Annotated in this window: 17 protein-coding genes; 8 read left to right on the top strand and 9 right to left on the bottom strand. The window is 49.4% G+C overall.

The window, feature by feature from the left end:
* Positions 1-4: 4 nt before the first annotated feature.
* From ACETK5_RS28215 to ACETK5_RS28200, 4 genes are all read right to left on the bottom strand, one after another.
* Positions 5-994, bottom strand: coding sequence for a phosphotransferase family protein (locus tag ACETK5_RS28215; protein ID WP_394059247.1), 990 nt, complete (start codon positions 992-994; stop codon positions 5-7).
* Between the two features lie 255 nt (positions 995-1,249).
* Positions 1,250-2,728 (bottom strand): protein adenylyltransferase SelO, encoded by a 1,479-nt coding sequence (locus tag ACETK5_RS28210; protein WP_394059245.1) that lies wholly within the window; start codon positions 2,726-2,728, stop codon positions 1,250-1,252.
* Positions 2,729-3,135: 407 nt separating this feature from the next.
* Entirely contained in the window at positions 3,136-3,876 is a 741-nt protein-coding gene (locus ACETK5_RS28205) for a Bax inhibitor-1/YccA family protein (RefSeq protein ID WP_100541234.1), read from the bottom strand.
* 137 nt (positions 3,877-4,013) lie between these two features.
* Positions 4,014-4,376, bottom strand: a complete 363-nt coding sequence (locus ACETK5_RS28200; RefSeq protein ID WP_394059243.1) for a hypothetical protein — start codon at positions 4,374-4,376, stop codon at positions 4,014-4,016.
* 159 nt (positions 4,377-4,535) lie between these two features.
* Between ACETK5_RS28200 and ACETK5_RS28195 the strand changes: the two genes are divergently transcribed.
* Positions 4,536-4,889: a helix-turn-helix domain-containing protein gene (locus ACETK5_RS28195; RefSeq protein ID WP_100541236.1), complete on the top strand. Its 354-nt coding sequence runs from the start codon at positions 4,536-4,538 to the stop codon at positions 4,887-4,889.
* Between the two features lie 110 nt (positions 4,890-4,999).
* Here the strand turns inward: ACETK5_RS28195 and ACETK5_RS28190 are convergent, their stop codons facing one another.
* Both ACETK5_RS28190 and ACETK5_RS28185 read right to left on the bottom strand, forming a co-directional pair.
* Positions 5,000-5,872, bottom strand: coding sequence for an SMI1/KNR4 family protein (locus tag ACETK5_RS28190; protein WP_394059241.1), 873 nt, complete (start codon positions 5,870-5,872; stop codon positions 5,000-5,002).
* 180 nt (positions 5,873-6,052) lie between these two features.
* On the bottom strand, positions 6,053-9,349 hold the full coding sequence (locus ACETK5_RS28185; RefSeq protein WP_394059239.1) for an Ig-like domain-containing protein: 3,297 nt from the start codon (positions 9,347-9,349) through the stop codon (positions 6,053-6,055).
* 342 nt (positions 9,350-9,691) lie between these two features.
* Here ACETK5_RS28185 and ACETK5_RS28180 point away from each other — a divergent pair, with 342 nt between their 5' ends.
* Positions 9,692-10,126: a VOC family protein gene (locus tag ACETK5_RS28180; protein ID WP_100541368.1), complete on the top strand. Its 435-nt coding sequence runs from the start codon at positions 9,692-9,694 to the stop codon at positions 10,124-10,126.
* Between the two features lie 272 nt (positions 10,127-10,398).
* Complete coding sequence (locus ACETK5_RS28175; RefSeq protein ID WP_100541239.1) at positions 10,399-11,844, top strand: DEAD/DEAH box helicase; 1,446 nt, start codon at positions 10,399-10,401, stop codon at positions 11,842-11,844.
* A gap of 214 nt (positions 11,845-12,058) precedes the next feature.
* Here ACETK5_RS28175 and ACETK5_RS28170 read toward each other — a convergent pair whose 3' ends face one another.
* The 3 genes from ACETK5_RS28170 to ACETK5_RS28160 all read right to left on the bottom strand — a co-directional run bounded on the left by ACETK5_RS28170 (position 12,059) and on the right by ACETK5_RS28160 (position 16,531).
* Positions 12,059-14,161 carry a cytoplasmic protein gene (locus ACETK5_RS28170; protein ID WP_394059236.1) on the bottom strand — a complete coding sequence of 701 codons (2,103 nt, stop codon included), beginning with the start codon at positions 14,159-14,161 and terminating at the stop codon, positions 12,059-12,061.
* Positions 14,162-14,614: 453 nt separating this feature from the next.
* The gene (locus ACETK5_RS28165) at positions 14,615-15,694 is read right to left on the bottom strand and encodes an ankyrin repeat domain-containing protein (protein ID WP_394059234.1); all 1,080 of its coding nucleotides are present in this window, start codon (positions 15,692-15,694) and stop codon (positions 14,615-14,617) included.
* A gap of 93 nt (positions 15,695-15,787) precedes the next feature.
* Positions 15,788-16,531, bottom strand: coding sequence for a hypothetical protein (locus tag ACETK5_RS28160; RefSeq protein ID WP_100541241.1), 744 nt, complete (start codon positions 16,529-16,531; stop codon positions 15,788-15,790).
* Between the two features lie 272 nt (positions 16,532-16,803).
* Between ACETK5_RS28160 and ACETK5_RS28155 the strand changes: the two genes are divergently transcribed.
* The 5 genes from ACETK5_RS28155 (at position 16,804) to ACETK5_RS28135 (ending at position 21,944) form a co-directional block, all read left to right on the top strand.
* Positions 16,804-17,940: a DUF418 domain-containing protein gene (locus ACETK5_RS28155; protein WP_394059231.1), complete on the top strand. Its 1,137-nt coding sequence runs from the start codon at positions 16,804-16,806 to the stop codon at positions 17,938-17,940.
* A gap of 18 nt (positions 17,941-17,958) precedes the next feature.
* Entirely contained in the window at positions 17,959-19,080 is a 1,122-nt protein-coding gene (locus tag ACETK5_RS28150; RefSeq protein ID WP_394059229.1) for a sensor histidine kinase, read from the top strand.
* On the top strand, positions 19,077-19,682 hold the full coding sequence (locus ACETK5_RS28145; RefSeq protein WP_100541244.1) for a response regulator transcription factor: 606 nt from the start codon (positions 19,077-19,079) through the stop codon (positions 19,680-19,682). The genes ACETK5_RS28150 and ACETK5_RS28145 overlap by 4 nt, the downstream gene beginning before the upstream one ends.
* 52 nt (positions 19,683-19,734) lie before the next feature.
* Positions 19,735-20,277 carry a hypothetical protein gene (locus ACETK5_RS28140; RefSeq protein WP_394059227.1) on the top strand — a complete coding sequence of 181 codons (543 nt, stop codon included), beginning with the start codon at positions 19,735-19,737 and terminating at the stop codon, positions 20,275-20,277.
* 161 nt (positions 20,278-20,438) lie between these two features.
* A complete protein-coding gene (locus ACETK5_RS28135; RefSeq protein WP_394059225.1) occupies positions 20,439-21,944 on the top strand; it encodes an alpha/beta hydrolase in 1,506 nt (501 codons plus the stop codon).
* The last annotated feature ends 67 nt before the right edge of the window (positions 21,945-22,011 follow it).

The following is a 22,011-nucleotide window of genomic DNA, read 5'->3' as shown; positions in this document are numbered from 1 at the left end:
CCTGTTATCGGGTTTGCTGCCATTCCTCCATGAATCGCAGCGTGTTGCGTGCGTGATAATCGGCTAAATTTCGAGCAAATGCCTGATCCGGGAATCCACGGTGAAGCAGCTTCAGGCCGCCCGAGGTTAATGAGATATAGTGATGCAGACGGTAAAATAACATCCGATTCGGATCAAGTCCATCATGTCGCAAATACCGGTAATGCTCCCCGAATCGAAGCTCAAGAAAGGTATGCTCATGCTCGATGTCGAAGAATTGCGCACCTTCAATATCAATCAGATAGGGCTCTAAACGGTCTGTCACCAGGATATGATCGGGTCCCAGCTCGCCGTGGATAAAGCCATATCGCTTGCGGGAATCTATCCTGGATTCCAGCTCATGCAATACAGCGAGCAGCCTGTCGTGATTCTTCCGGATACTCTCGTTATGCAGGACGATGTAGGACAGCTGTTCCTTCGCATTTTTCAACTGCACATGATGGCATCGTTCCCGTTGATTCCCGCTTTGATCGGGTTTTCCATAGTTCTGTCTGTGGTTTGCATGCATGCGTTCGATCATGTGACCCAACCGTTCGAAGACCTCATCCTGAACCCGTTGATCCGGGTTCTGAAAGTAAGCTTCCGCCTTCTGTCCTTCTATATATTCAACAAGAGCATAGTCAAACGGGTAACGGTCCTGTTCCGTGTGAAGATCATATAGAGCAGGCGTAGAAATACCATGATCCCTTAACCATCGGTTATTGCTTTCGAACGAATGGCCCCCAAAGGACCATTCCTGCATACTCTCGTTCGCTATTTCTTCCTGAAAATAATTCTTCGTCAAATCCCACACATACAACACGCATGGGAATCCATTTTGACATTGGATCTTATAGACAACCTTTTGCGCCCCGCCATGCATCTTCGTTACATCCGCCACCACATAACCGGTACCCAAAACCTTCCCGACATACTCCTGTACATCTGTTTCATCGAGGTGACAAGTCCAACTCATGAAACCACGCTCCATTTCATTTGTTTTTGCCGGCTCCCCCACTCTATGGCATTTCCGGGCAAAAATATAGACTGTTTCTTTCGGTTCTGCTATGATGTTGAATAAGGTCTCGAAAAAAATAGCCACGCGATTTATAGCCCTTGGACACCGGTCCAAGGGCTTTTTTGATGCATCTCGACTCATGAATGATGAAAAAGGCCAAGCAAGGTAATTCTTGCTTGGCCTCGTTGAGGTTCTTGGAGCATCCCTGCACCCTTACGTCCCGCAAAAGGTTCGGTAAGGACGGGACAGCTCAGGCACGATCGCATATTCCGTCTGTTCCGGGGAATGCGCATATGGATCGGACAGCGCGTGGAGCAGCTGCTCCATCACACTGTAGTCCCCTTCCTGTTCCGCTGCTTCCAGCGCTTCCTCCACCCGATGGTTCCGCGGAATGACCGCAGGATTGCTGCTGCGCATTAATTGATGAGATTGTTCCTTCGATTCCTGCTGGCTGTCAAGTCTCGCCTGCCAGCGCTCATACCAGGAAGCCAATTCCGGCGTGCCGTTTAGAGGCGTATCCTCCAGCTTGTCAAACGTTAACGCACGGAAGGTATTGGTATAGTCCGCCTGATGATCTTTCATCATCTTAAGGAGATCTTCGATCAGGGATTCGTCATCCTCCTCTTCATGGAAGATTCCCAACTTGGCTCTCATGCCTGCAAGCCACTGCTCGTGATACAGATCAGTAAAGGCTCCGATCGCACCCTCGGCCAGCTTGACGGCCTGCTCCTCTTCTTCATGCAGCAGAGGCAGCAGGGATTCGGCCAATCTTGCGAGATTCCAGGCCGCAATATAAGGCTGGTTGCCATAAGCATAGCGGCCTTGGGAGTCGATGGAGCTGAATACCGTATTCGGGTCAAAGGTATCCATGAAGGCACAGGGGCCATAATCAATCGTTTCGCCGCTGAGGGTCATATTATCGGTGTTCATCACACCATGGATAAAACCAACGAGCTGCCACTTGGCGATTAGAGCCGCCTGACGCTTGATGACCTCCTGAAGCAAGATCAGATAACGGTTGGCGCCGTCACTAAAGTCAGCCTCCGGGTAATGCCGCTGCAGAGTGTAGTCCGCCAGAATCCGCAAATCCTCGGTTGTGCCCGCTCCCCTTACATATTGAAACGTCCCCACTCTCACATGACTTGAGGCCACACGGGTCAGAATCGCACCCGGCAGCTCTCTCTCACGAGTGACAGGCTGGCCGGTGGATACCACCGCCAGGCTGCGGGTGGTCGGAATCCCCAGCGCATGCATCGCCTCGCTGATGATATATTCGCGCAGCATCGGACCCAGAACCGCTCGACCATCGCCTCCACGGGAGTACGGCGTCCGGCCTGAGCCCTTAAGCTGAATATCCATACGCTCACCCTGCGGCGTGATTTGTTCACCCAACAGAACCGCACGGCCGTCGCCCAGCATCGTAAAATACCCGAATTGGTGCCCGGCATATGCCTGGGCGAGCGGCTCGGCCCCTTCGGGTATCTCGTTGCCCCCGAGCATCGCTGCACCCTCTGGGCTCTTCAGCCCCTCGGCGTTCAAACCTAAAGATGCCGCCAGCGGCTCATTAAGGATTACCAACTCCGGTGAGCGCACAGGCGTGGGATCTTGTTTGGTAAAAAAGGACTCCGGCAGCTCGGCATAACTGTTGTCAAAATTCCATCCTATATCGATCATGGCTTTCTTATGGGTCATGGGATCTCCTTCTTCAAGCAGGTTGATGATGACAGTATCTACTTATTATTTAAACACAAGTCGCTCTTTGTAGGGTTTACTGAAGGAAATTTATTATTCTGCTGGTTTAAAGCTACGTTTCATACCATAAGAAAAACGTCCATCGACGTACTTTCTCATTAGTCAGACCGCATGTAGCGGAAGTTTTTCTTGCGAGATAAGGATGCTAAGCCTCGGATGTTTATACTTTCTTATCTCTTAAGAAAAACGTCTATCGACATACTCTCCAAGCAGAAGGACCGCGTTTAGTGGTAGTTTTTCTTGCGATATCAGGCAGCAGATCCTCCGAAATTTATACGTTCTGATATCTTAAAAAAATCGCTGTCGAGAATGCCTCGACAGCGATTTTACTCCTACCAATCCGGATATTAATCCCGATTCGCCAGCTTCGCCAGCAACCGGATAATTTCGATATATAACCATACGAGCGTAACCAACAAACCGAAAGAACCGTACCACTCCATATATTTGGGTGCACCTTGCTGTGCTCCCTCTTCGATAAAGTTAAAATCGAGTATGAAATTCAGGGCAGCAATGATGATGATTACAACCGAAATTCCGATGCCGATCGGGGTGCTGTCATGCAGGTAAGGCACCGCCACACCGAAAAGGCCGAGAACCATACTAAACAAATATACAAGCGCAACGCCGATGGTTGCTGCAATGATCCCCTTTTTGAAGCCTGCGGTCGCCCGGATCAGACCTGTTTTATAAGCTAGCAGCATACCCAGGAATATGCACATCGTCAGTAAAGCCGCTTGCAATGTGATTCCATAATACAGATATTCATAGTGTGCGGATAATGCCCCGAGGAAGAATCCCTCCACAATCGCATAGATCGGTGCCAAGTAAGGCGCTGCCTTCGGCACAAAACTGATGATCAGCGCCAGAACAAAGCCGCCTATTGCTCCCCCGATCATGAACGGGAATACATCATACCCATTAAAATACATAACCCATGAAATGACCGCCGCCCCGATCAGCAGCGCGAGCAGCATGAACGATTTGTTCACCGTTCCGCCAATCGTCATCGTTTCCTGGCCGTTGTAATACCCACTCTTCTCAAATGTTTCTTCGTTTAGTGTCGGATTTCCACTGCGCCCTATCAATTAAATGCCTCCCTAACTTTCTTTTTTGTAACCATTTTAGCACAGTTTGGAATATTTTAGGATACGAAAAATATTGCATTACGGATGATCCGAATATGGGACCAATCCAAGGAGGAACTCTAATCCAAGGGGGAACTCTATGGATGAAGCCGATAAAATCCGTAGATCTGAAAGTCATGACGATCTTCTTCTGCAACCCACACCATTAGTCTTTTTTTTGCAACACATCGAACTTGCCTTTTGTTCCCGCAAACATCCATAAATGCAAGGATGGCTTCGTCCACTAGGTAATTTACTTTAACGATAAACAAATTGATGTGAAGGCTCCCAACGATGTTATTCATCAGACGATAAATCTCTTCACGAAGCTTTTTATTGGCCTCTTCAGCTTCACGCTGAATAGCTGTAAGCAATACATAATCGATTCTTAAGCGCTCCCCATAGAAATATGCCTGATTCTCATCATCCAAAGGTTCTAACAACACATTCAGATATTGCATTCTTTGTGCACCTTATCCTTTAGCTAAAGTTAAATTAGAGATACTTGGATGTATAAGATCATTTTAGTGTATATAAGCACTTTTTACAATGAAATATCGAATATTATATTCTGTTTGTTCCCATACTACTTCTTTAATCTGGAATAGAGGTGGTAAAAGATGCTCCTGAAAATGATAGGTGAACGAATCAAGCAGCTTAGAAAAAAACAGGGAATGACACAGGAGGAATTAGCAGAGAAGGCTGGGATTAACGCCTCTTACATAGGAACGGTAGAACGTGGGGAACGAAATATATCCATTGAAACACTGGAAAAGATCATCGAGGGACTAGGAGTATCGTCAGCAGCTATGTTCCAGTTCCATGAGATAGAGAGTCTGGATACCGCAAGTGAAAAGGCAGCGGTCCTAGAATCCATTAGCTCGCTGCTTTATTCTCGTACATTGGCTGAAAATAAGCTGCTCTTTCGTGTACTTAAAGATATCGTGGATACGATGGATCATCGGGAGAACTAATATAAGCCCCTGCTTTACATATAATAGAAAAAGCATCTCCTACTCAGGAGATGCTTCATTCTTTTTACGAATCCATTAGAAGTGTGAAAAGTGGAAAAACCTTGCTTATGTTATTTTTCCAATCCGCCAATGAAAGCCTCAAAGTTCGCAGCAAGACGGGTTATTTTGTAATCATTAGCCTTGTCCACATGGATAACCTCGGGCTCCCCGTCATTTCCGGATGAGCGGTAATCGAGCATCACAACCTCGGACTGGGAAGGACAATCGCAAATGACCACGCCAATCTCAGGGTATCCGCCATTCTCGATCATAAAACGACTGCCCAAGCTTCCGCACAATGATTTTTTCTTCTCTCGTCCGATGCCCAAAATGCCTGTGATTTCAATATAATCCTGCGCTCCACCCCCGATAGGGAATTTCCGGTTCCGGGGAATCCCGCCATTATGTAATTTCATCGCTTGAATATAAGATGCTGGCAGCTTGAAGACCAGTGTTTCCTCCACGGATTCAATCAATTCATCCGTAGGCGGAGCCAACACGTATTGGTCTGCCTCAAGCGCGCTATCATCCCAGAAATCCAGCACGTCGGGGTCTGTATAAGACACCGCAGTGGACTCCTTAACAGGTTTCGGAGCCGTTTTGTTCCGAATCCATTCCAGAAACTCCAGCGTATCCTCATCGCCGGGATCCAGGTGATCGGCCACTTCAAACGCTTTCCGAGCATCTTCATACCGCTCCAAATAGTAATAAGCAAGGCCAATGCGGTAATGCCACAAGGGATCATCCTTGCCCTCTTCTTGAATGGATATGAATTGCTCAACCGCCTCTTCATAACGTTCGAGATTGTTCAGCGCCCTGCCCAAGTGACTGATCAGCTCATAATCCCGCTCTTCCTCAGGAATCTCCGTAATCGCATCCACGATTTCTTCAAACTCGTCCTCTTCGTGCCACTCTTCCAGCTGCTCCAAAAGCTCCTCACTCATCGTTCATGCCTCCCACTCTAATCATCCTTTCTGAGATTATACCATTCCAGCATGGCCCTCTCCAGCATGGAAGCCAGAGAACTGATCAAGTATATGATAGCAAGCGCATACCTGCGGTTTATTACGTTCAATGCAAATACAGAGGGCACCATATGGTGTCCTCTGTATTCGTGCTAATCTTTATTTGGATTGACCTAACATGTTCATCAGAACGATTACGGCCTCTGCTCTCGTGGTTTGAGCGCTTGGATTAAAATCGCCTGCGCCTATTCCCTTAACAATACCAAGTTCCTTCAGCGCTTCAACAGAGCTTTTCGCCCAAGCAGGAATAACCTTGTCATCTGAAAAAGAGGTTGTGGGGATGTCCTCGGTGGATAGCTCGAGCGCATTCGCAATCATTGCTGCCATCTCTGCGCGCGTCATTTTTGCATTTGGACGGAAAGAGCCATCCTGATAGCCTCGAATAATGCCAGCCTGGACGGCCTGCGAAACTGCCTTCTTAGCCCAATCCCCGATCCACGCTGTATCTGTGAATATTAACTCCGCTCCAGCATCAGTCGACTTCAGCGCATTCATCAGCATGACGGAAAATTCTGCACGCGTCACGGTGTTGCCTGGCTTGAACGTTTCATCCGGATATCCCGTCACGATACGCTCACGTACCGCTTCCTTAATGCTGACTTCGGCCCAGTGTCCCGAAATATCGGTAAAGGAAATTTCCGTCGTCGGGTCTGTTGTTCTGTCGACTACGGGCATTCCGTTGGCTTTATTTACTACGAGTGCTGCATACTTCGAAAAGTGATTGACCTCTACGGATATATCATTTTCCTGTATCATGCCGCCCTCGACTTTCACCCATGCCTTTTTCACTTCATCAAAATAAAAGACGGCCGCTGTTTGATCGCTCTTTAAGCTTGCAGCGTCGTAAGCTAAAGTCAGTTTGACGGGTTTGCTAAAGTTCCCCGAGACGTTTGTTAGAACGTCAAACACCGGGCTTGCCAAAACCTCGTTATTCTTTAAGAGAGCTTCGGTATTTCGTATTTTCTCTATCGATAATTTCAGCTCCTGAGATGTGGCGCCTGCCGGAATGGAGATGATGATTTCTTTCCCCAGGCTAACCAACCCAGGTCTTCCTGTTGGCAGCGTAATTTTTCCATCGGATGAGGTTACTGTATTGTCCATGGGTGCCGTTGGCGTAGACGAACCGCCATCGGTGGATGTACCTCCCCCATTAGAAGAACCACCACCGGTAGAAGAACTATTCTCACGGGTCACAGTGATTGTATAGGTTCTCGTCGATTGATCGCTTGCCGTTACAACAATCGCTATTGTATTCGATCCTACGTTCAGCAGTATATTGGAACTTGCTTGCCCGCTTATTACTAAATTACCGTTAACCGTAATCGTGGCATGACTATCGAGTGCAGTCGCGGTCACGGTCAGCGTGGAAACGGAATTAGGCACGCTTGACGTGTACACTTCAGTTCCAGAAGCAAAGACAGGACTTAGGGTCCCGTTTGATAACGTCATGCTGCTCAAATCCGCAGAGGCTGCCACCGTGAAGACTGCGTACGAATTGGATTCCGTCGTGCCCAACCCTGCATTCCCTGCGTAATCGGTCACCCCTGAGTTATCAAGCGTGATGGTATTCGTCGCCGCGTTTACATTGGAATTCGGCGTGAGCGTTGCTGTCCATGTCATATTGTCAGATGAGCTAACGCTGCTTAAGACACCGTTTGCCACCGTCAGGTCCCCATTGGTGAACCCACTCACCGCTTCCGAGAACGTTATGGTCACCAATGAAGTTTCTCCGATCGATAACGCCGTGTCGGCAACTACAATGGTGGCGGTCGGTCTCTGTGTATCGATTGCGTAATTGTTCGAATCGGTGGTACCCTTACCCGCATGTCCTGCCGCATTCTGGACGCCCGTGTTGTCGAGTGTAATGACATTGGTTGCAGCTGTGATGCCGGTGAATGGCGTCAACGTCGCCGTATACGTGATATTGTCGGACGTGCTCAAACCGCTTAATGTGCCATTCGCTACTGTCAGATCTGCTAGCGTAAAGCCTGTTACCGCTTCTGAGAACGTAATTGTTACCTGCGAGGTTTCGCCCATCGATAACGCCGTGTCGGCAACCACGATCGTGGCCGTCAGCTGCGTCGTATCAATCGCGTAATTGTTGGAACTAGTGATACCTGCTCCCGCATTTCCCGCCATATCGGCCACGCCCGAATTATCGAGCGTGATCACATTGGTTGCATCTACGATGCCAGAAGTTGGCGTCAACGTCGCCGTCCAGGTGATCCCGCCATCGGAGGAGTTCACGGCACTCAGCGTACCGTATGCCACCGTCAGATCTGCATTCGTGAAGCCACTTACCGCTTCCGAGAACGTAATGGTCACCAATGAAGTTTCGCCGTTGGATAACGCCGTGTCTGAAACTACAATAGCAGCCGTTGGTCTCTGTGTATCGATTGCGTAATTGTTCGAATCGGTGGTACCCACTCCCGCATGTCCTGTCGCATTCTGGACTCCCGTGTTGTCGAGCGTAATAACATTGGTTGCATCTGTGATGCCGGTGACTGGCGTCAACGTCGTCGTATACGTGATATTGTCGGACGTGCTCAAAACGCTCAATGTGCCATTCGACACCGTCAGATCTGTATTAGTGAAGTCTGTTACCGCTTCCGAGAACGTGATGGTTACCTGTGAGGTTTCGCCAATCGATAGTGTGCTATCGGCAACCAAGATCGTAGCTGTCAGCAGAGTCGTATCGATCGCATAATTGTTGGAGCTGGTGGTACCCGTTCCCGCATTGCCCGCCATATCGGCCACGCCCGAATTATCCAGCGTGATGATATTGGTTGCATCTCTGATGCCAGAAGTTGGCGTCAACGTCGCCGTCCATGTGATTCCGCCATCGGACGAGCTCAAGGCACTCAGCGTACCATTTGCAACCGTCAGATCTGCATTAGTGAAGCCTAATACCGCTTCCGAAAACGTAATAATCACCAATGAAGTTTCGCCGATGGATAACGCCGTGTCTGAAACTACAATAGTAGCCGTTGGTCTCTGTGTATCGATTGCGTAATTGTTCGAATCGGTAGTACCCGCTCCCAGATTGCCAGCCGCATTCTGCACGCCCGTGTTGTCGAGCGTAATAACATTGGTTGCATCTGCGATGCCGGTGACTGGCGTCAACGTCGCCGTCCATGTGACCCCGCCATCGGACGAGCTCATGGCATTAAGCGTACCGTTTGCCACCGTCAGATCTGCTAGCGTAAGGCCTGTTACCGCTTCCGAGAACGTGATCGTTACGTTTGAAGTTTCGCCAATCGATAGCACGCTATCGGCAACCACGATCGTGGATGTCGGAGACGATGCATAGACTATGCCGGTCGGCTTGAGAAACACCAGCCCCGCTACAATAGATACGATTAGAGATAACAGCCCTATTTTCTTGGCAAAATACATAATATTCCTCCCCTAATGTGTGGTTTTGTTTCTTGATCTATCAAATGATGTAAATACCGGATATATCGCGGTTCACGCCATATTCCATAGGATGTGAACTACCTGTATCGACAAAATCTAACCGTCCTTCTAAATGTATATCGTCCATTTCTTTCAAAATCGTGACTCCTGTCATGAACATCGTCATTTTACATACCCATATCATTAAAATGACAGCTCCTATCGCTGTTAACGGAATATTCCCACGCTTAAAAACCAAAACACTGACATACTGCCGTCAGTCATCGCAGCTCATAATAGCTATAAAACCAACCATAACGGGTTATAGGAGGAAAATAAATGATGAGTACACACCCAACATTGCGAGGATTTGCGACCATCAGTTACTGGGCGGACGATATGGAAGCGGCAAAGGCTTGGTATTCGGATCTGCTGGGTATAACACCTTATTTCGAACGTTCGGGACCCGATGGTCAACTGGCCTATGCCGAATTTCGGATTGGAGACTACCAGCACGAGCTGGGTCTCATCGATCGCCGTTTTGCCCCTGCACAACCAACGTCCGGCCCCGGCGGTGCGATCATGTACTGGCATGTCGATGAGATAGAAGCCACCCTCAGCCAATTAAAATACATGGGTGCTGTAGAGTACGAACCTCTCGTACACCGGGGAGAAGGATTCATCACGGCATCTGTCACGGATCCATTCGGCAACGTGCTGGGAATTATGTACAATGCTCATTATTTAGAGATAGTGAATTCACGAAGCCGGGGGTGACCCAAAAACATGGAAATCGATAAGACGGTACACGTGCAGACTCGGCAGGATTGGCGGAAGTGGTTAAGCGATCACACGATATGAGGACCGAATCTTTTATACGTTGTGTATTCATCAACCGATTTACGGTTATAGTTATCTAAGGGCTTTTTCGTTCATGAATGTACCGATCCATATCTTTGGATTCAGATTATTATGGATGAGTATATGATAGATGTACGGTGGGAGTCTGTATATATAGATATTCGAATATATCGTAGAAGAGGTTAAAGATGAGTGAGAAGCATTTTACAGATTATCCTTTAAGTGAAGAGATTGTGAGAGCGCTCCATAGTTTGGGCTATGAGACACCAACAGAGGTTCAGACAAAAGTCATTCCTGTCGTGCTTAAGAAGAAGGATCTTGTTGTTAAATCGCAAACCGGCAGCGGCAAAACAGCTGCCTATGGAATTCCGCTCTGTGAGCTAGTGGATTGGAACGAGAATAAGCCGCAGGCATTAATCTTAGCGCCAACCCGCGAACTTGCGTTACAAGTCAGCGAAGACATTACGAATATTGGGCGCTTTAAGCGGATTAAGGCGACCCCTCTTTTTGGGAAGCATCCTTTTCATATCCAAAAGGCCGAGTTAAAACAAAGAACGCATATCGTTGTAGGTACACCTGGGCGTGTGCTGGACCATATTGAACGTGGCACGCTATCGCTAGAGCGGATGGCCTATCTCGTTATTGATGAAGCCGATGAGATGTTAAATATGGGCTTTATTGAGCAAGTTCAGTCGATCATTCAAGCCCTGCCTCGTGACAGGGTTACGCTGTTATTCTCCGCTACGTTTCCTGAGGATGTGGCCAAGCTGGCACGCAAATATATGGACAATCCTGCCCAAATAGAGATCGAGGCGAGCGGTATTACAACGGCAACGATTGAACACGCTCTTATTCAGGTGAAGGAGGCGGACAAGCTGGCATTGCTTCAGGATCTACTCATTGTTGAGAGTCCTGACAGCTGCATTGTTTTCTGCCGTACACAGGAGCATGTGGACAACCTATTCAGAGAAATGGCTAATCTCGGTTACTCATGTGATCGTATTCATGGTGGGATGGAGCAGGAAGAGCGATTCGAGGTCATGCATGCGTTCAGAAGGGGACAATTCCGTTACTTGATTGCGACCGATGTAGCCGCCAGGGGTATCGATATCTCGAATATTACCCATGTTATCAATTACGATATTCCACTTGAAAAAGAAAGCTATGTTCATCGGACGGGACGTACAGGTCGTGCAGGCAAGACGGGTAAAGCGATTACCCTCGTCACGCCGAAGGATCTCAAACGATTAGCCGAGATTGAGACGTATATTGGATTCGCGATTCCGAAAATAAAGGCTCCCTCCGAACAGGAAGTGGATCGCCATAGAGAAGATTTTGAACAGAAACTAAAATTTAAGCCTGAACCGAAAAAAGATAAGCGTGAGCAATTAAACAAGCAAATCATGAAGCTTAACTTCAATGGCGGCAAGAAGAAAAAGCTAAGAGCCGTAGACTTTGTTGGGACGATTGCTAAGCTTGACGGGGTAACTGCAGACGACATTGGGATTATTACGATCCTCGATTTTGTGACCGATGTTGAGATTCTGAACGGTAAAGGACCGCTTGTGCTTGAAATGATGCAAAACACGACGGTCAAAGGCAAACTGCTAAAGGTGCGCAAAGGGAATAAATAAAAAAGTTGAATTTGTCATAACAAGGGTGATCTTAACATTGTGCTGAGGTCACCCTTCTGTATGGGACTCGTGTAATCATTTATTTTCACAAATTTTTACAATTGATAGTCATATAGGATTAACAGAAAAATTTAGATACTGCTTTACTCTCCTACCTAAAAATAAGGAGCAGTGATAAGCTGCTCCCCCTTCTATTAATCTCAATTAACTCTGATCAAACAACATACTCCGCCATAATCTGCTCAATATCGTATGGAGTAACCCCATGTTCCACCGAAAAGATCGCTTCTGCCTGATCCGCTGCATCTACCGTCTCTCCTCTTGCTTTGGCATGCAGCATGAATAAATCGTAGAGGTCGGGTTTCCGTAGGGTTGTCATGGCTTTGCCCATCAAAACCATCCCTTTTTGATTCCCCTCTACATTATTGTAGTAGTGAGGATGTCTCGTCAGAGACAGATCGGTCCAGATGACCGTACGCTCCACCAAATCCAGGATGACCGGAATGGCGATCTGTGTATCTGCAGCGACATCGATTTTATTGGCCACCGTCGAAGGCTCGAATATCTCGCCGGAACCGGGTTTCTTGCGCATCATCCAGCCTACGAAGCACTCCGGCAGGTTGCAGTACGGTTGACTTGTATACGAATGAAGGGTCGCCACAATATAACGTCCGCCGTACTGGACGATGGATGGAATATGCAGATCAATGAATTCGCATGCTCCACAAGGAGCCGACACGATATCTCCGCTGTGTACGGCCTGGTATTTAGAAGATCGCAGATTCGTGTAAGAAATATGCTCAACATACTGCCAATCTTGATCATACATGACAGCGGACAGGTCAATATCCACGCGGCCCGTAGGCTCCCCGTCAACGCGTCCTTCCTTCCACCAGCTGAAGAAACGGATGGTATCCCCCTCCTTCATCGGCACGCGGCTTCCCCGAACAATTGTATGCAGCGTTTTGCTTGCCGATCTCTGGGAGAACGGCACGTGATAGTCCTTCAATCGTTCATCGACATAAACCTTCCCCAAGGGCGGCAGTGCGGAGAACCGCTGGATCAACACTTGTTCGCATAGCTGCACGATGTCCCGACATGCTGCTTCATCGATATCCGGGAGCGTATCGGGTACGGCAAAGGCTTTGGCCACGTTTCCTTTCGGAAAAAAGACGCGCAGCTCTTGAGGCTCATGACGGCGGGCAAAATGATTCTTCACTTGCAATAGTACCGGCGTCGATACTTGATTCGCGACCTCGCCAAATGCCAACACGACATATTCCGTATGTTCGGTTGACCGCAATAACTGATCCAATCTGCGTGCAAATTCGCCCGGGCGCTGCATCAACAAATCGATCAAATTCCAGGCTTGATTATATTGAAATGCAAGTTCAATACTCCCGTTATACGTGGTAAAGGGCTTGTTATTGCGCAAAATATCAAAAGCTTCTTCACAATGCATATATCGGTGCTTGTATTCGGATGGATGCAGGATTTCGCCTAATCGAATCCAGCGGTCCTTATATCTCAGCATGTCCTCGGTTATCGGATGGCATCGCTCCAACAATCCGAGCAGCAGTCGTCTCTCGCGTCGCTTAAATTTGCGGAAACGCGTTGTCTCTGCCAGACTGACATCTCCATCTGACCAAGCCACAGCCAGACGAAGGACATCGGTTGCGGTTTTAAAATAACGTCCGATCCGCTCGATGTTCGCCTTATCATGCTTCAACAACGAAGCTGCCACGAATCCCGCATTCTCTTTGAACGGAATCTCGGACGGGAGAATGGCATCCAGTTCATCGGGATCCGCAAACTCGATAACAGCCTCAATATCATCTTTATCTGTCTGGGAGATGGCCCCCTTGGCTTGGATAAGCTGGCGTATCATGGCATAAAAATCCGCTGTGCTTCCAAGATCTATCACTTTCAGATTGGCCTCATCCAGCAACGGAGGTCTTTCGGCAAGCTCATACTCAGGCAATTCCCATGTAAGATAATGATAGATGGCATTCAGATAGAGCTCCGCATCGTCCTCATCCATTACCTGCATTGGGAAAGCAGGATACATCGGTTCATATTTCACGTGTGCACCTACCAGCACCCTTAAATCGTCAATCAGTGGTTGATAAAACGCTTCGAACTGCTCCTTGGACAAGGTGCGCACCGCGTGTAATAGTGGATATGAAAACGCAAATCCAAGGTGTTCCATGTTTTCTATGGCCGCTGCCAAATAAGCTTTCGATAGACGACCCGAGCCTTGGTCTTCATTTACAATCAATTTGTTCGCTCTTCGCAAATAAATGGTGTTAATCATCATAAAAGAGTCCAGGAAAGCCATATCCCTACTGGTTTAAGGAGTAAGAAGGAAGGAATATGATAGCCTGGACGCCTCCTCTCATAATAGAACTCCCTCAGGAAAGCTGTGACCCTAGGTTCGCCAAATAAATAGAAGGAAGGATCGCAATAGCCTGAAGGCCAAAGGTTCAAAGTCCACGACCTCAAATCTTTGATGAACCCATCATCCCATACCTGATAGCCCGCCAACAGGGCGAAAGTATTACGACTTTGGAAAATGAGCGCCGAATTTGATCAGGAAAGACTGATCCATCGACTGGATGTCGCTGTATGACTCTGGATGCGAAATAAGATGTTTGATCAGGCCCGGGTGCGCAAAATGATCGTTCAAGCTCTCGTCGGTCATCGGAGGCGAAAGACACTGAGCTAAAATTTGAGGTTGTAGGTGCCCATGTGCCTTGAGATTGAGATTCGGTTACAACTCTCCCTCAAGAAAACGGATGAGGTACGATTCAGGCTGCGCGAGGAACTCGGTAAAGCTGCATAAATCGGCGTACGTCTGATGCTCCACATCGTAACAACCGATCGATCCTTTTTTCTTCGGATTCCATACGAGCTGCAGATCGGAGTAATTGTCAATGTCGGCTGACAGGCGCAGCAGCTTTTGCCGGGCGACTTTCATCTCGACCGTATCCGTCAGTGCAAAGAAGTCGATATACCCGATTTCATATTCATTCTGCGATAGCTCAAGCCGCAGCTGGTCTCCTGCCAGAAAGCGAACGAGTTCATCGGTCAATTTATATTTTTTCAGCGCATACTTCTTGTTCTCTATACTATGAAATTCGGCCGGCTCCAGCGATTTCAAGTAGTCCGCCAGGGCGGTATCTTTATTACTCACAGCAATCGTATAAGACCGTTCCCCATCCTTTTCCGCTATCGTCACGTCCGCGCCTCGCTCAATCAAATACTTAACCATGGCTAGATTCCCCATCCGCACAGCAACGGTTAACGGAGTCGCTCGATAAGGATAGACCATATCGGGCTGATTATAATTGATGTCCGCCCCATGATCGAGTAAATAATCGATGGTCTTATAGTCATGATCCGACACAGCTTGCCGCAGCACGGCGCTCCCATGCAGCTTGAGATCCAATCCCAGCTCTTGAATGAGCGGGATGTTTTTTTTGTTGCCGTAATAGGCCTGTGAATACGCGCCTGACCCGGTCTGATTGAGCTTATCCAATTCGGCGCCTTGCGCTGCGATATACCGAACGATATCTTCCTTTCCATAGCGAACAGCCTTTAAAAAAGCCGGATTATGATGGACATTCAGGTTAACGCCGTGCTCGACCAACAGCTTTACAACATCCATTCGCTGGGAGATCAGCGCCAGATCGAGCGGGCTTAGCGTCGTATATTTGCTTAGTACGATACCTTCTTCTATATTCCAACCAGCGGCGATTGCATCCTGCAATGCCGGAGTATTTCCTTTGTAGATGTGCATGGCTATTTCCGGCAGCTCCTCGAATTTGCCGATATCTTTCAGAACGATCATCTATACTCTCCCTCCCTGAGTAACGTGACTACCCCTTATGTATGAAATCATGCCAGGCAGCTCCAGACATAGTTGAGCAACTTCGCCTCATCATCACGATGGAGTAGGGTCTAAGCACCCTTTTGATAATAACCATTGCTCCATAACGGAAAATGCCAGCCCTGCATCCTCTTCATAGAAGACGGCTACCTCTTGCTGATAAGCATAATTGAATCGTACATATCCGCCCAGTTCCCGGTAGAACAAGCTGCATGTATATTCGTTTTCCACAGACAGATCCGACGGAAAGGACGCTTGACACATACCGGCTAGCTCAGGCAATGACAGCCCATCCTGCCCAGGAGGGAAGCGTAAGAAGATATGACTCCGCTTACCCGTCCACGGTTCATAATAAACGGCTTCCTCTTGGCTGCGCCCATACACCTGACGATATATTTCGTCCAGAACTTCTGCGTACAGGCCTTCATCGTCCTGCTCCCGTGACTGCAGCGAAATCGCCTGGACAAGCTCCGCATGCCGAGGCAGCCAGAGCAACTGAGCCGTCTTAGGATGCACGGCCAAAAAATCACCATCCACCGTTGTGCCTATTGCGATACACTCTGCAATCTGCTGCTCGGTAATCGGGCAGTCTTCGCCGTGCTCCCATAACCCGTACTCGGCAAAAGGTTGAAGCACTTCCATATCTGGCAGCTGGACATTCATCCACCCGCGGTAAGTCCCTTCGCCGAATCGCTGCAAAAACTTGGCGTAGCCCGGTGGATAAACAGTTGCTCCCTCTCTTCCAAACACTTGATTTTGGCCATCCGACAGCGGCCTTGGTTCCGATACGATGTACATGATCACTCCTCCTGTTTTCAAGCAGATTTTCTTCCGCCAATGAACCTCGATTCGCATGATCCTAAGCTGATTGGGTGCGGAAGCAACGGCTTCTCCTATTATTCCATAATTTTCAAATGGTGACGATATCCCCTTTTCCGCTCGCCCGATTCCCTTCCCCATATTTATGACACGTGTCATAAGGATCTCTTTACAGGTGTGAATGTTGCGTCAAACGGATCGATTCTACAATGAAACTACAAGAGAACCTAAGATGAAAGAGGGATACGGAGATGGAACAACGAAAGGACAGAATTCGCCTGCTGGACATTTTGCGAGGCTTTGCGATCCTCGGAACGCTCGGGACGAATATTTGGATCTTCGCGCATGCGGGGGATCTTCGCTACATTACAACCTTTGATCATTCCGGTTGGTGGGGAGCGGACGATCTTCTCCGGATGGTCGTCTTGTTCCTGGTGAACGGGAAGCTGCTCGGACTGCTGACGATCATGTTCGGCGTCGGTCTGGAAATGAAGTATCGGCAGGCCAAGCGGAAGGGAAAACCGTGGCCGGGCGTTTATTTGTGGGCGGTCCTGTTTTTGATCCTTGAAGGCCTGCTGCATTTTATATTGGTCATGGAGTATGACATCTTAATGAGTTATGGAGTTACCGCCATCATTGCGGCCTTTATCGTAAAGGGCGGCGACCGGCTCATTGCCCGCACGATGAACGTGATCGGCAGCGTCTTCGTCATTGCGATCCTCGCCCTTGCGGGGCTGATGCTGGCGAGCGGCGCAGAGGTATCGCTGGGCAGTTTTCATGATGTCGCTGTTCTTTATCAGGAAGGCACTTGGTTGGGGCAAGTTCAATATCGGCTGGCGAATTTCCTCCCGCTGCGAGCGGAGGCCATCCTCGTCATCCCGACGAACGTGTTTCTGTTCCTGCTGGGCGTTCGTTTCATGCGCGCAGGCGTATTCGCCCCGGACGAGAACGGCAAAAGACTGCGGAAAAGGCTATTCAAGCTGGGCCTATATGTCGGCGTGCCGCTCAACCTGCTCATATTCGTTCCCGGCGGCGCTTTCGATTTACCGGTACGCTATTTATTCGCCCCGCTGATGTCCATGGGGTATATAGCAATCATCGCGAGAATGATACAATATGCGAAATGGGAATGGCTGTGGCGCCGTCTGGAAAACGTCGGAAAAATGTCGCTGAGCTGCTACGTGCTCCAGAACATCATCGCATCGGCCGTCTTCTACGGCTGGGGCTTAGGGCTTGCCGGCAAGCTGAATTCGGCCGCGATTATCGCCGTCTGGCTGCTGATCTCCGCACTTCAGCTCGGCATGGCGTCCTTGTGGCTTCGCGGCTTCAAGCTGGGGCCCATGGAGACCGTCCGCAAACAGGCAGTAGGCTTATTCGAATCAAAATAGCCGGATTGGGGGCTAGATATGTTCTATAAGTTGTACCCGAGGGACCAGATCAAAAATTATTTGCTCATCGATGTCGTACTGACCGTATTTTTATGCTACTGTGTGTTTCGTTCAGATACGGCGCTGGGACTGTGGGGCAGCCTCTTGCTGCTCCTACTGTACTTCGTTTCGTTTTATTTCGCGCTGTGGTGCCGCGGCGGCCTGCTGCTGGCAGCCGTGCTGTCCGGTCTGTCGGCGATTGCCGTGTTCGGGGTGTATACCGAGCCGAGCGTCCTGATGTTCGGGATCGTTTTTGCCGACTTGCTGGGCCGGTCCAAATCCAAGGTACACATCGCCATCGGCAGTGGGGCCATTGCCATATCATACCTGCTTGTGTTCCTCATCCGGCAGGAACCGCTGCTCGAAACGTCCAACGCCATTTACCTTCCGGTCATGATCATTCAGACGGTATACCCCATCGTCATCTACATCAAGGAGAAAGCAAAAAGCCTGCAGGGGGAGCTGGACGAAGCCAACGAACAGATCGCAAAGTATATCCAGCAGGAGGAGCGGCAGCGGATCGCCAGGGATCTCCACGATACCTTGGGACAGACCCTCATGATGATCAAAATGAAGAGCGAGCTGGCGACGAAATGGGTGGATAAGGATTCTGCCCAAGCCAAGCGAGAGCTAAGCGAGATTCTGGATACCACCAGAACCGCCCTGAAGCAAGTGAGGGAGCTGGTATCCGATATGAAGTTCGTCTCACTGCCAAGCGAGCTGGAGCATTCGGCCAAGCTGCTGCATACGGCGGGCATTGCCCTGAGTATCGAGGATCTGGAGAAGCCCCCGCTGTTATCCAGCGTGGAAGAAACGATGCTTGCGCTCTGCATCCGGGAAGCCATGACCAATATTATCAAGCATAGCCGGGCTAAGCGGTGCACCATCAGGCTGGAAACGAAGGACCATGTCTACGGAATCCATATCGCGGATGACGGCATTGGGTTTACGGGGCAAGGCGACGGAAACGGTATCCCGTCGATCATGGAGCGGATGAAGACGCTGGGCGGGTCCTCCGCCATCGTCCCGTCACCTGAGGGGGGCACCAGGGTGTCCCTGAAACTCCCGCTTCGCCGGCATGAAAAGGAGGACGCTTCATGATTCGAATCGTCATTGCGGAAGATCAGAAAATGCTTCGCGGCGCATTCGCCTCACTGCTTAATTTCGAAGATGACATCGAGGTCGTGGCCGAGGTGCCCGACGGGCAGCGAGCCTGGGACGCGATCCGGCAGCATCAGCCGGACGTGTGCCTGCTCGACATCGAAATGCCTCATATCAGCGGCCTGGAATTGGCCGAGTCCATACGTCAAGCGGGTCTGCCCTGCAAAATCATGATCGTCACGACCTTCGCCCGCCCGGGTTATTTGCAAAAAGCGATGGATGCGCAGGTAGAAGGCTACCTGTTAAAGGACGAGCCGATCGATTTCTTGATCGAAGCCATCCGGCGGGTCATGAAGGGCGAGCGGGTTGTGAGCACCGATCTGGCGGCTGCGCTCTTCATAAAGGAAGAGAACCCGCTCAGCGAACGGGAAATCGAAATGCTTCGCTTAACCAAAGAAGGCATGACCACCGGCGATATCAGCAAAGCGCTGTTCCTGACGAGAGGAACCGTACGCAACTACCTCTCCTCTGCCATACAGAAGCTGGAGGCCGATTCCCGGCAGCAGGCCGTGGCGATCGCTGAGGATAAAGGATGGCTGTGAACATCTTCGGACGCCAGTGCACCTTGTTTATGACTTGAAGGAGGAGATCGGAATGCACGCTTTGGCCCAAACGGTAACCAGCGTACCGTGGCAGCGGTTGACGACCGCCTATGGAAGAGGAACGGATATTCCACGGCTCTTGGAAACAGGACAATATAAGGAATTGGCCAACCTGATCGAGCACCAAGGGACCCTGTGGCAGACGACGCCGTGGGCCCTGCTTATGCTCCTGCGGGTGCTTGCCAAACAGAAACCGGAGCAGGTCTCTTCGGAGGAAATGGAGCTATACTTATCCATAGCTTCAGCCATAACCATGGAATATATGGATTCGACACAAACGGTTGAGACGATGGATAAGCTGCTGGACGAAAAATACTTATGGCCAGAAGACGATGAAGAAGACGATTTGCGATGGGAAGAAGAGGAGCCACCGGGCTATGAAGCGGAGGCCTTTATCAGTTATTATAACTTCAGTTATGTACTGCTGCAGGAAGCGGTTCCTGTTTTCAAAACGATTATGAACGGCAACGATCAGCATGCCGACACCATTTCGGAGCTGCTGGCACTGCTTGAGCCGGAAGGTGCGGGTATATAGAGGCATACAGTTTCAGTAAAAAGCCCGGGCGTCCGGTACAGACACCGGGGAATCATACTAGAACAGTCCAGATTTAAACCATTTTTAAACGGAACTGCCCGTTCGTTTTAACCTTGATCCGTTACGATAAAAGAAATTGGCAGAATCAAGGGAGCGAACGTATGAGAGTATTGGAAATATTGTTGGTGGCATTCTCCGTTTTGGTGCTGATGGTCTTACTGTTCCGTAACATAATCAACCGGAAGGTTGGTGCTACAGCCAGCATCGCTTGCGGTTTACTGTTGGCCGCGCAGCTGCTGTTTGAAGGGTATAGGTGGCAGATGATTCCGACCTATATCGTCACCGCTTTGCTCCTTGCCTTTGTCTTATTCAGACGCAGAAAAGTCGGGCATCCGCTGCGTTACACGATATTGGCCCTATCTATTGTTTTGCTAAGCTTATCGGTTGCCTTATCGGTGCTGCTGCCCGTCTTTCATTTACCTAAGCCTTCAGGCGAGTTCAGTGTGGGGACGGAAATGTTCCATTTTATCCATGCCGACCGGGAAGAAACGTTCACCGAGCAGAAAGGCGACAAGCGAGAGCTTGTCGTTCAGGTATGGTACCCCGCTGCGGAATCTGGCCGGAGCGGCGAGAAATCTGCAGTGTTCCCTAAGGACAGAGAGCTCTTCCAAGCCTATATGCAAGCTTATTCCGGATATCTGGGACTTCCCGCTCCTGCCCTCGACTATTGGAAATACAGCCGGGCCACTGCATCTATCAATGCCGATCTGCATCCCGCGGACAATCCGTATCCGGTGGTGCTGCTGTCACACGGCATGGGGGTCGGCAGAATTTTACATACGTCGCAGGCTGAACATCTTGCCAGCCACGGCTATATCGTATTCGCCGTCGATCATACTTACAGTACCGTTATGACTTCCTTTCCGGACGGGCACGTGACCGGATTCCTTACGGAACAGTCTCAGGAGCGATTATTTGAAGACAGCCGCGCCATTTTAGATGTGTGGAACAAGGATACAGCATTTATTGTGGATCAGTTAGAGAAGCTGCATTCAGGCGCCATAGCCAGCAAATTCAAGGGAATGCTGGACATGGATAACATCGGCATGTTGGGTCATTCCTTTGGTGGAGCAGCAGCCTTTGAAGCCGTTTATTCCAACCCGCGGATCAAAGCCGGCGTGAATATGGATGGCACGTTGTTCATCACGAAGGACCGGGATGACATGAAGAAACCATTTATGTTCATGGAATCGGAAGATTTTATGCATGTGAACGAGCAGCAGGCGAAGTACCGCAAAACCCCAGCCACAGATGCTGAGCTCAAGGAGCTCCGGTTAACGCGAGAACAATTCGACACCATTCTGGCGAATCGGGAATCCGAACTGAAGCTGATGGACCGCCTATCGCAACAAGGATATGGACGGACCATTTATATCGAAGGAGCCGGACATTACAATTTCACCGATCTTCAGCTGTACTCCCCCCTTATCCGCCTGACCGGCATGACCGGAAGCATGAATGGAGCAAGGGGAGCGGAGATCGTGAACCGCTACGTGCTGGGATTCTTCAACCAGCATCTGCGTGGAATCGAGAGTAAGCTTCTGATCGGTCCCACTGAGGACTATCCGGAAGTGAAGTATCCGAACTCGGCTTTTCAAGGAGAATAGTTCGAATGAGAAACGCTCTTCGTATAACGGAGGGCGTTTCTTTATGGGTTTAGCTTTTAACAACCGC

This window comes from Paenibacillus ilasis (assembly GCF_043195395.1).
Taxonomy (GTDB): domain Bacteria; phylum Bacillota; class Bacilli; order Paenibacillales; family Paenibacillaceae; genus Paenibacillus_AQ; species Paenibacillus_AQ lautus.
Note: the sequence above shows the minus strand (reverse complement) of the source record. Positions and strands in the feature narration are given on the sequence as shown.

Coding starts and splice junctions, on each gene's coding strand:
- ACETK5_RS28215 (WP_394059247.1), bottom strand. CDS start 994: ATGAGTTGGACTTGTCACCTCGATGAAACAGATGTACAGGAGTATGTC.
- ACETK5_RS28210 (WP_394059245.1), bottom strand. CDS start 2,728: ATGACCCATAAGAAAGCCATGATCGATATAGGATGGAATTTTGACAAC.
- ACETK5_RS28200 (WP_394059243.1), bottom strand. CDS start 4,376: ATGCAATATCTGAATGTGTTGTTAGAACCTTTGGATGATGAGAATCAG.
- ACETK5_RS28195 (WP_100541236.1), top strand. CDS start 4,536: ATGCTCCTGAAAATGATAGGTGAACGAATCAAGCAGCTTAGAAAAAAA.
- ACETK5_RS28190 (WP_394059241.1), bottom strand. CDS start 5,872: ATGAGTGAGGAGCTTTTGGAGCAGCTGGAAGAGTGGCACGAAGAGGAC.
- ACETK5_RS28185 (WP_394059239.1), bottom strand. CDS start 9,349: ATGTATTTTGCCAAGAAAATAGGGCTGTTATCTCTAATCGTATCTATT.
- ACETK5_RS28180 (WP_100541368.1), top strand. CDS start 9,692: ATGAGTACACACCCAACATTGCGAGGATTTGCGACCATCAGTTACTGG.
- ACETK5_RS28175 (WP_100541239.1), top strand. CDS start 10,399: ATGAGTGAGAAGCATTTTACAGATTATCCTTTAAGTGAAGAGATTGTG.
- ACETK5_RS28170 (WP_394059236.1), bottom strand. CDS start 14,161: ATGATGATTAACACCATTTATTTGCGAAGAGCGAACAAATTGATTGTA.
- ACETK5_RS28165 (WP_394059234.1), bottom strand. CDS start 15,694: ATGATCGTTCTGAAAGATATCGGCAAATTCGAGGAGCTGCCGGAAATA.
- ACETK5_RS28160 (WP_100541241.1), bottom strand. CDS start 16,531: ATGTACATCGTATCGGAACCAAGGCCGCTGTCGGATGGCCAAAATCAA.
- ACETK5_RS28155 (WP_394059231.1), top strand. CDS start 16,804: ATGGAACAACGAAAGGACAGAATTCGCCTGCTGGACATTTTGCGAGGC.
- ACETK5_RS28150 (WP_394059229.1), top strand. CDS start 17,959: ATGTTCTATAAGTTGTACCCGAGGGACCAGATCAAAAATTATTTGCTC.
- ACETK5_RS28145 (WP_100541244.1), top strand. CDS start 19,077: ATGATTCGAATCGTCATTGCGGAAGATCAGAAAATGCTTCGCGGCGCA.
- ACETK5_RS28140 (WP_394059227.1), top strand. CDS start 19,735: ATGCACGCTTTGGCCCAAACGGTAACCAGCGTACCGTGGCAGCGGTTG.
- ACETK5_RS28135 (WP_394059225.1), top strand. CDS start 20,439: ATGAGAGTATTGGAAATATTGTTGGTGGCATTCTCCGTTTTGGTGCTG.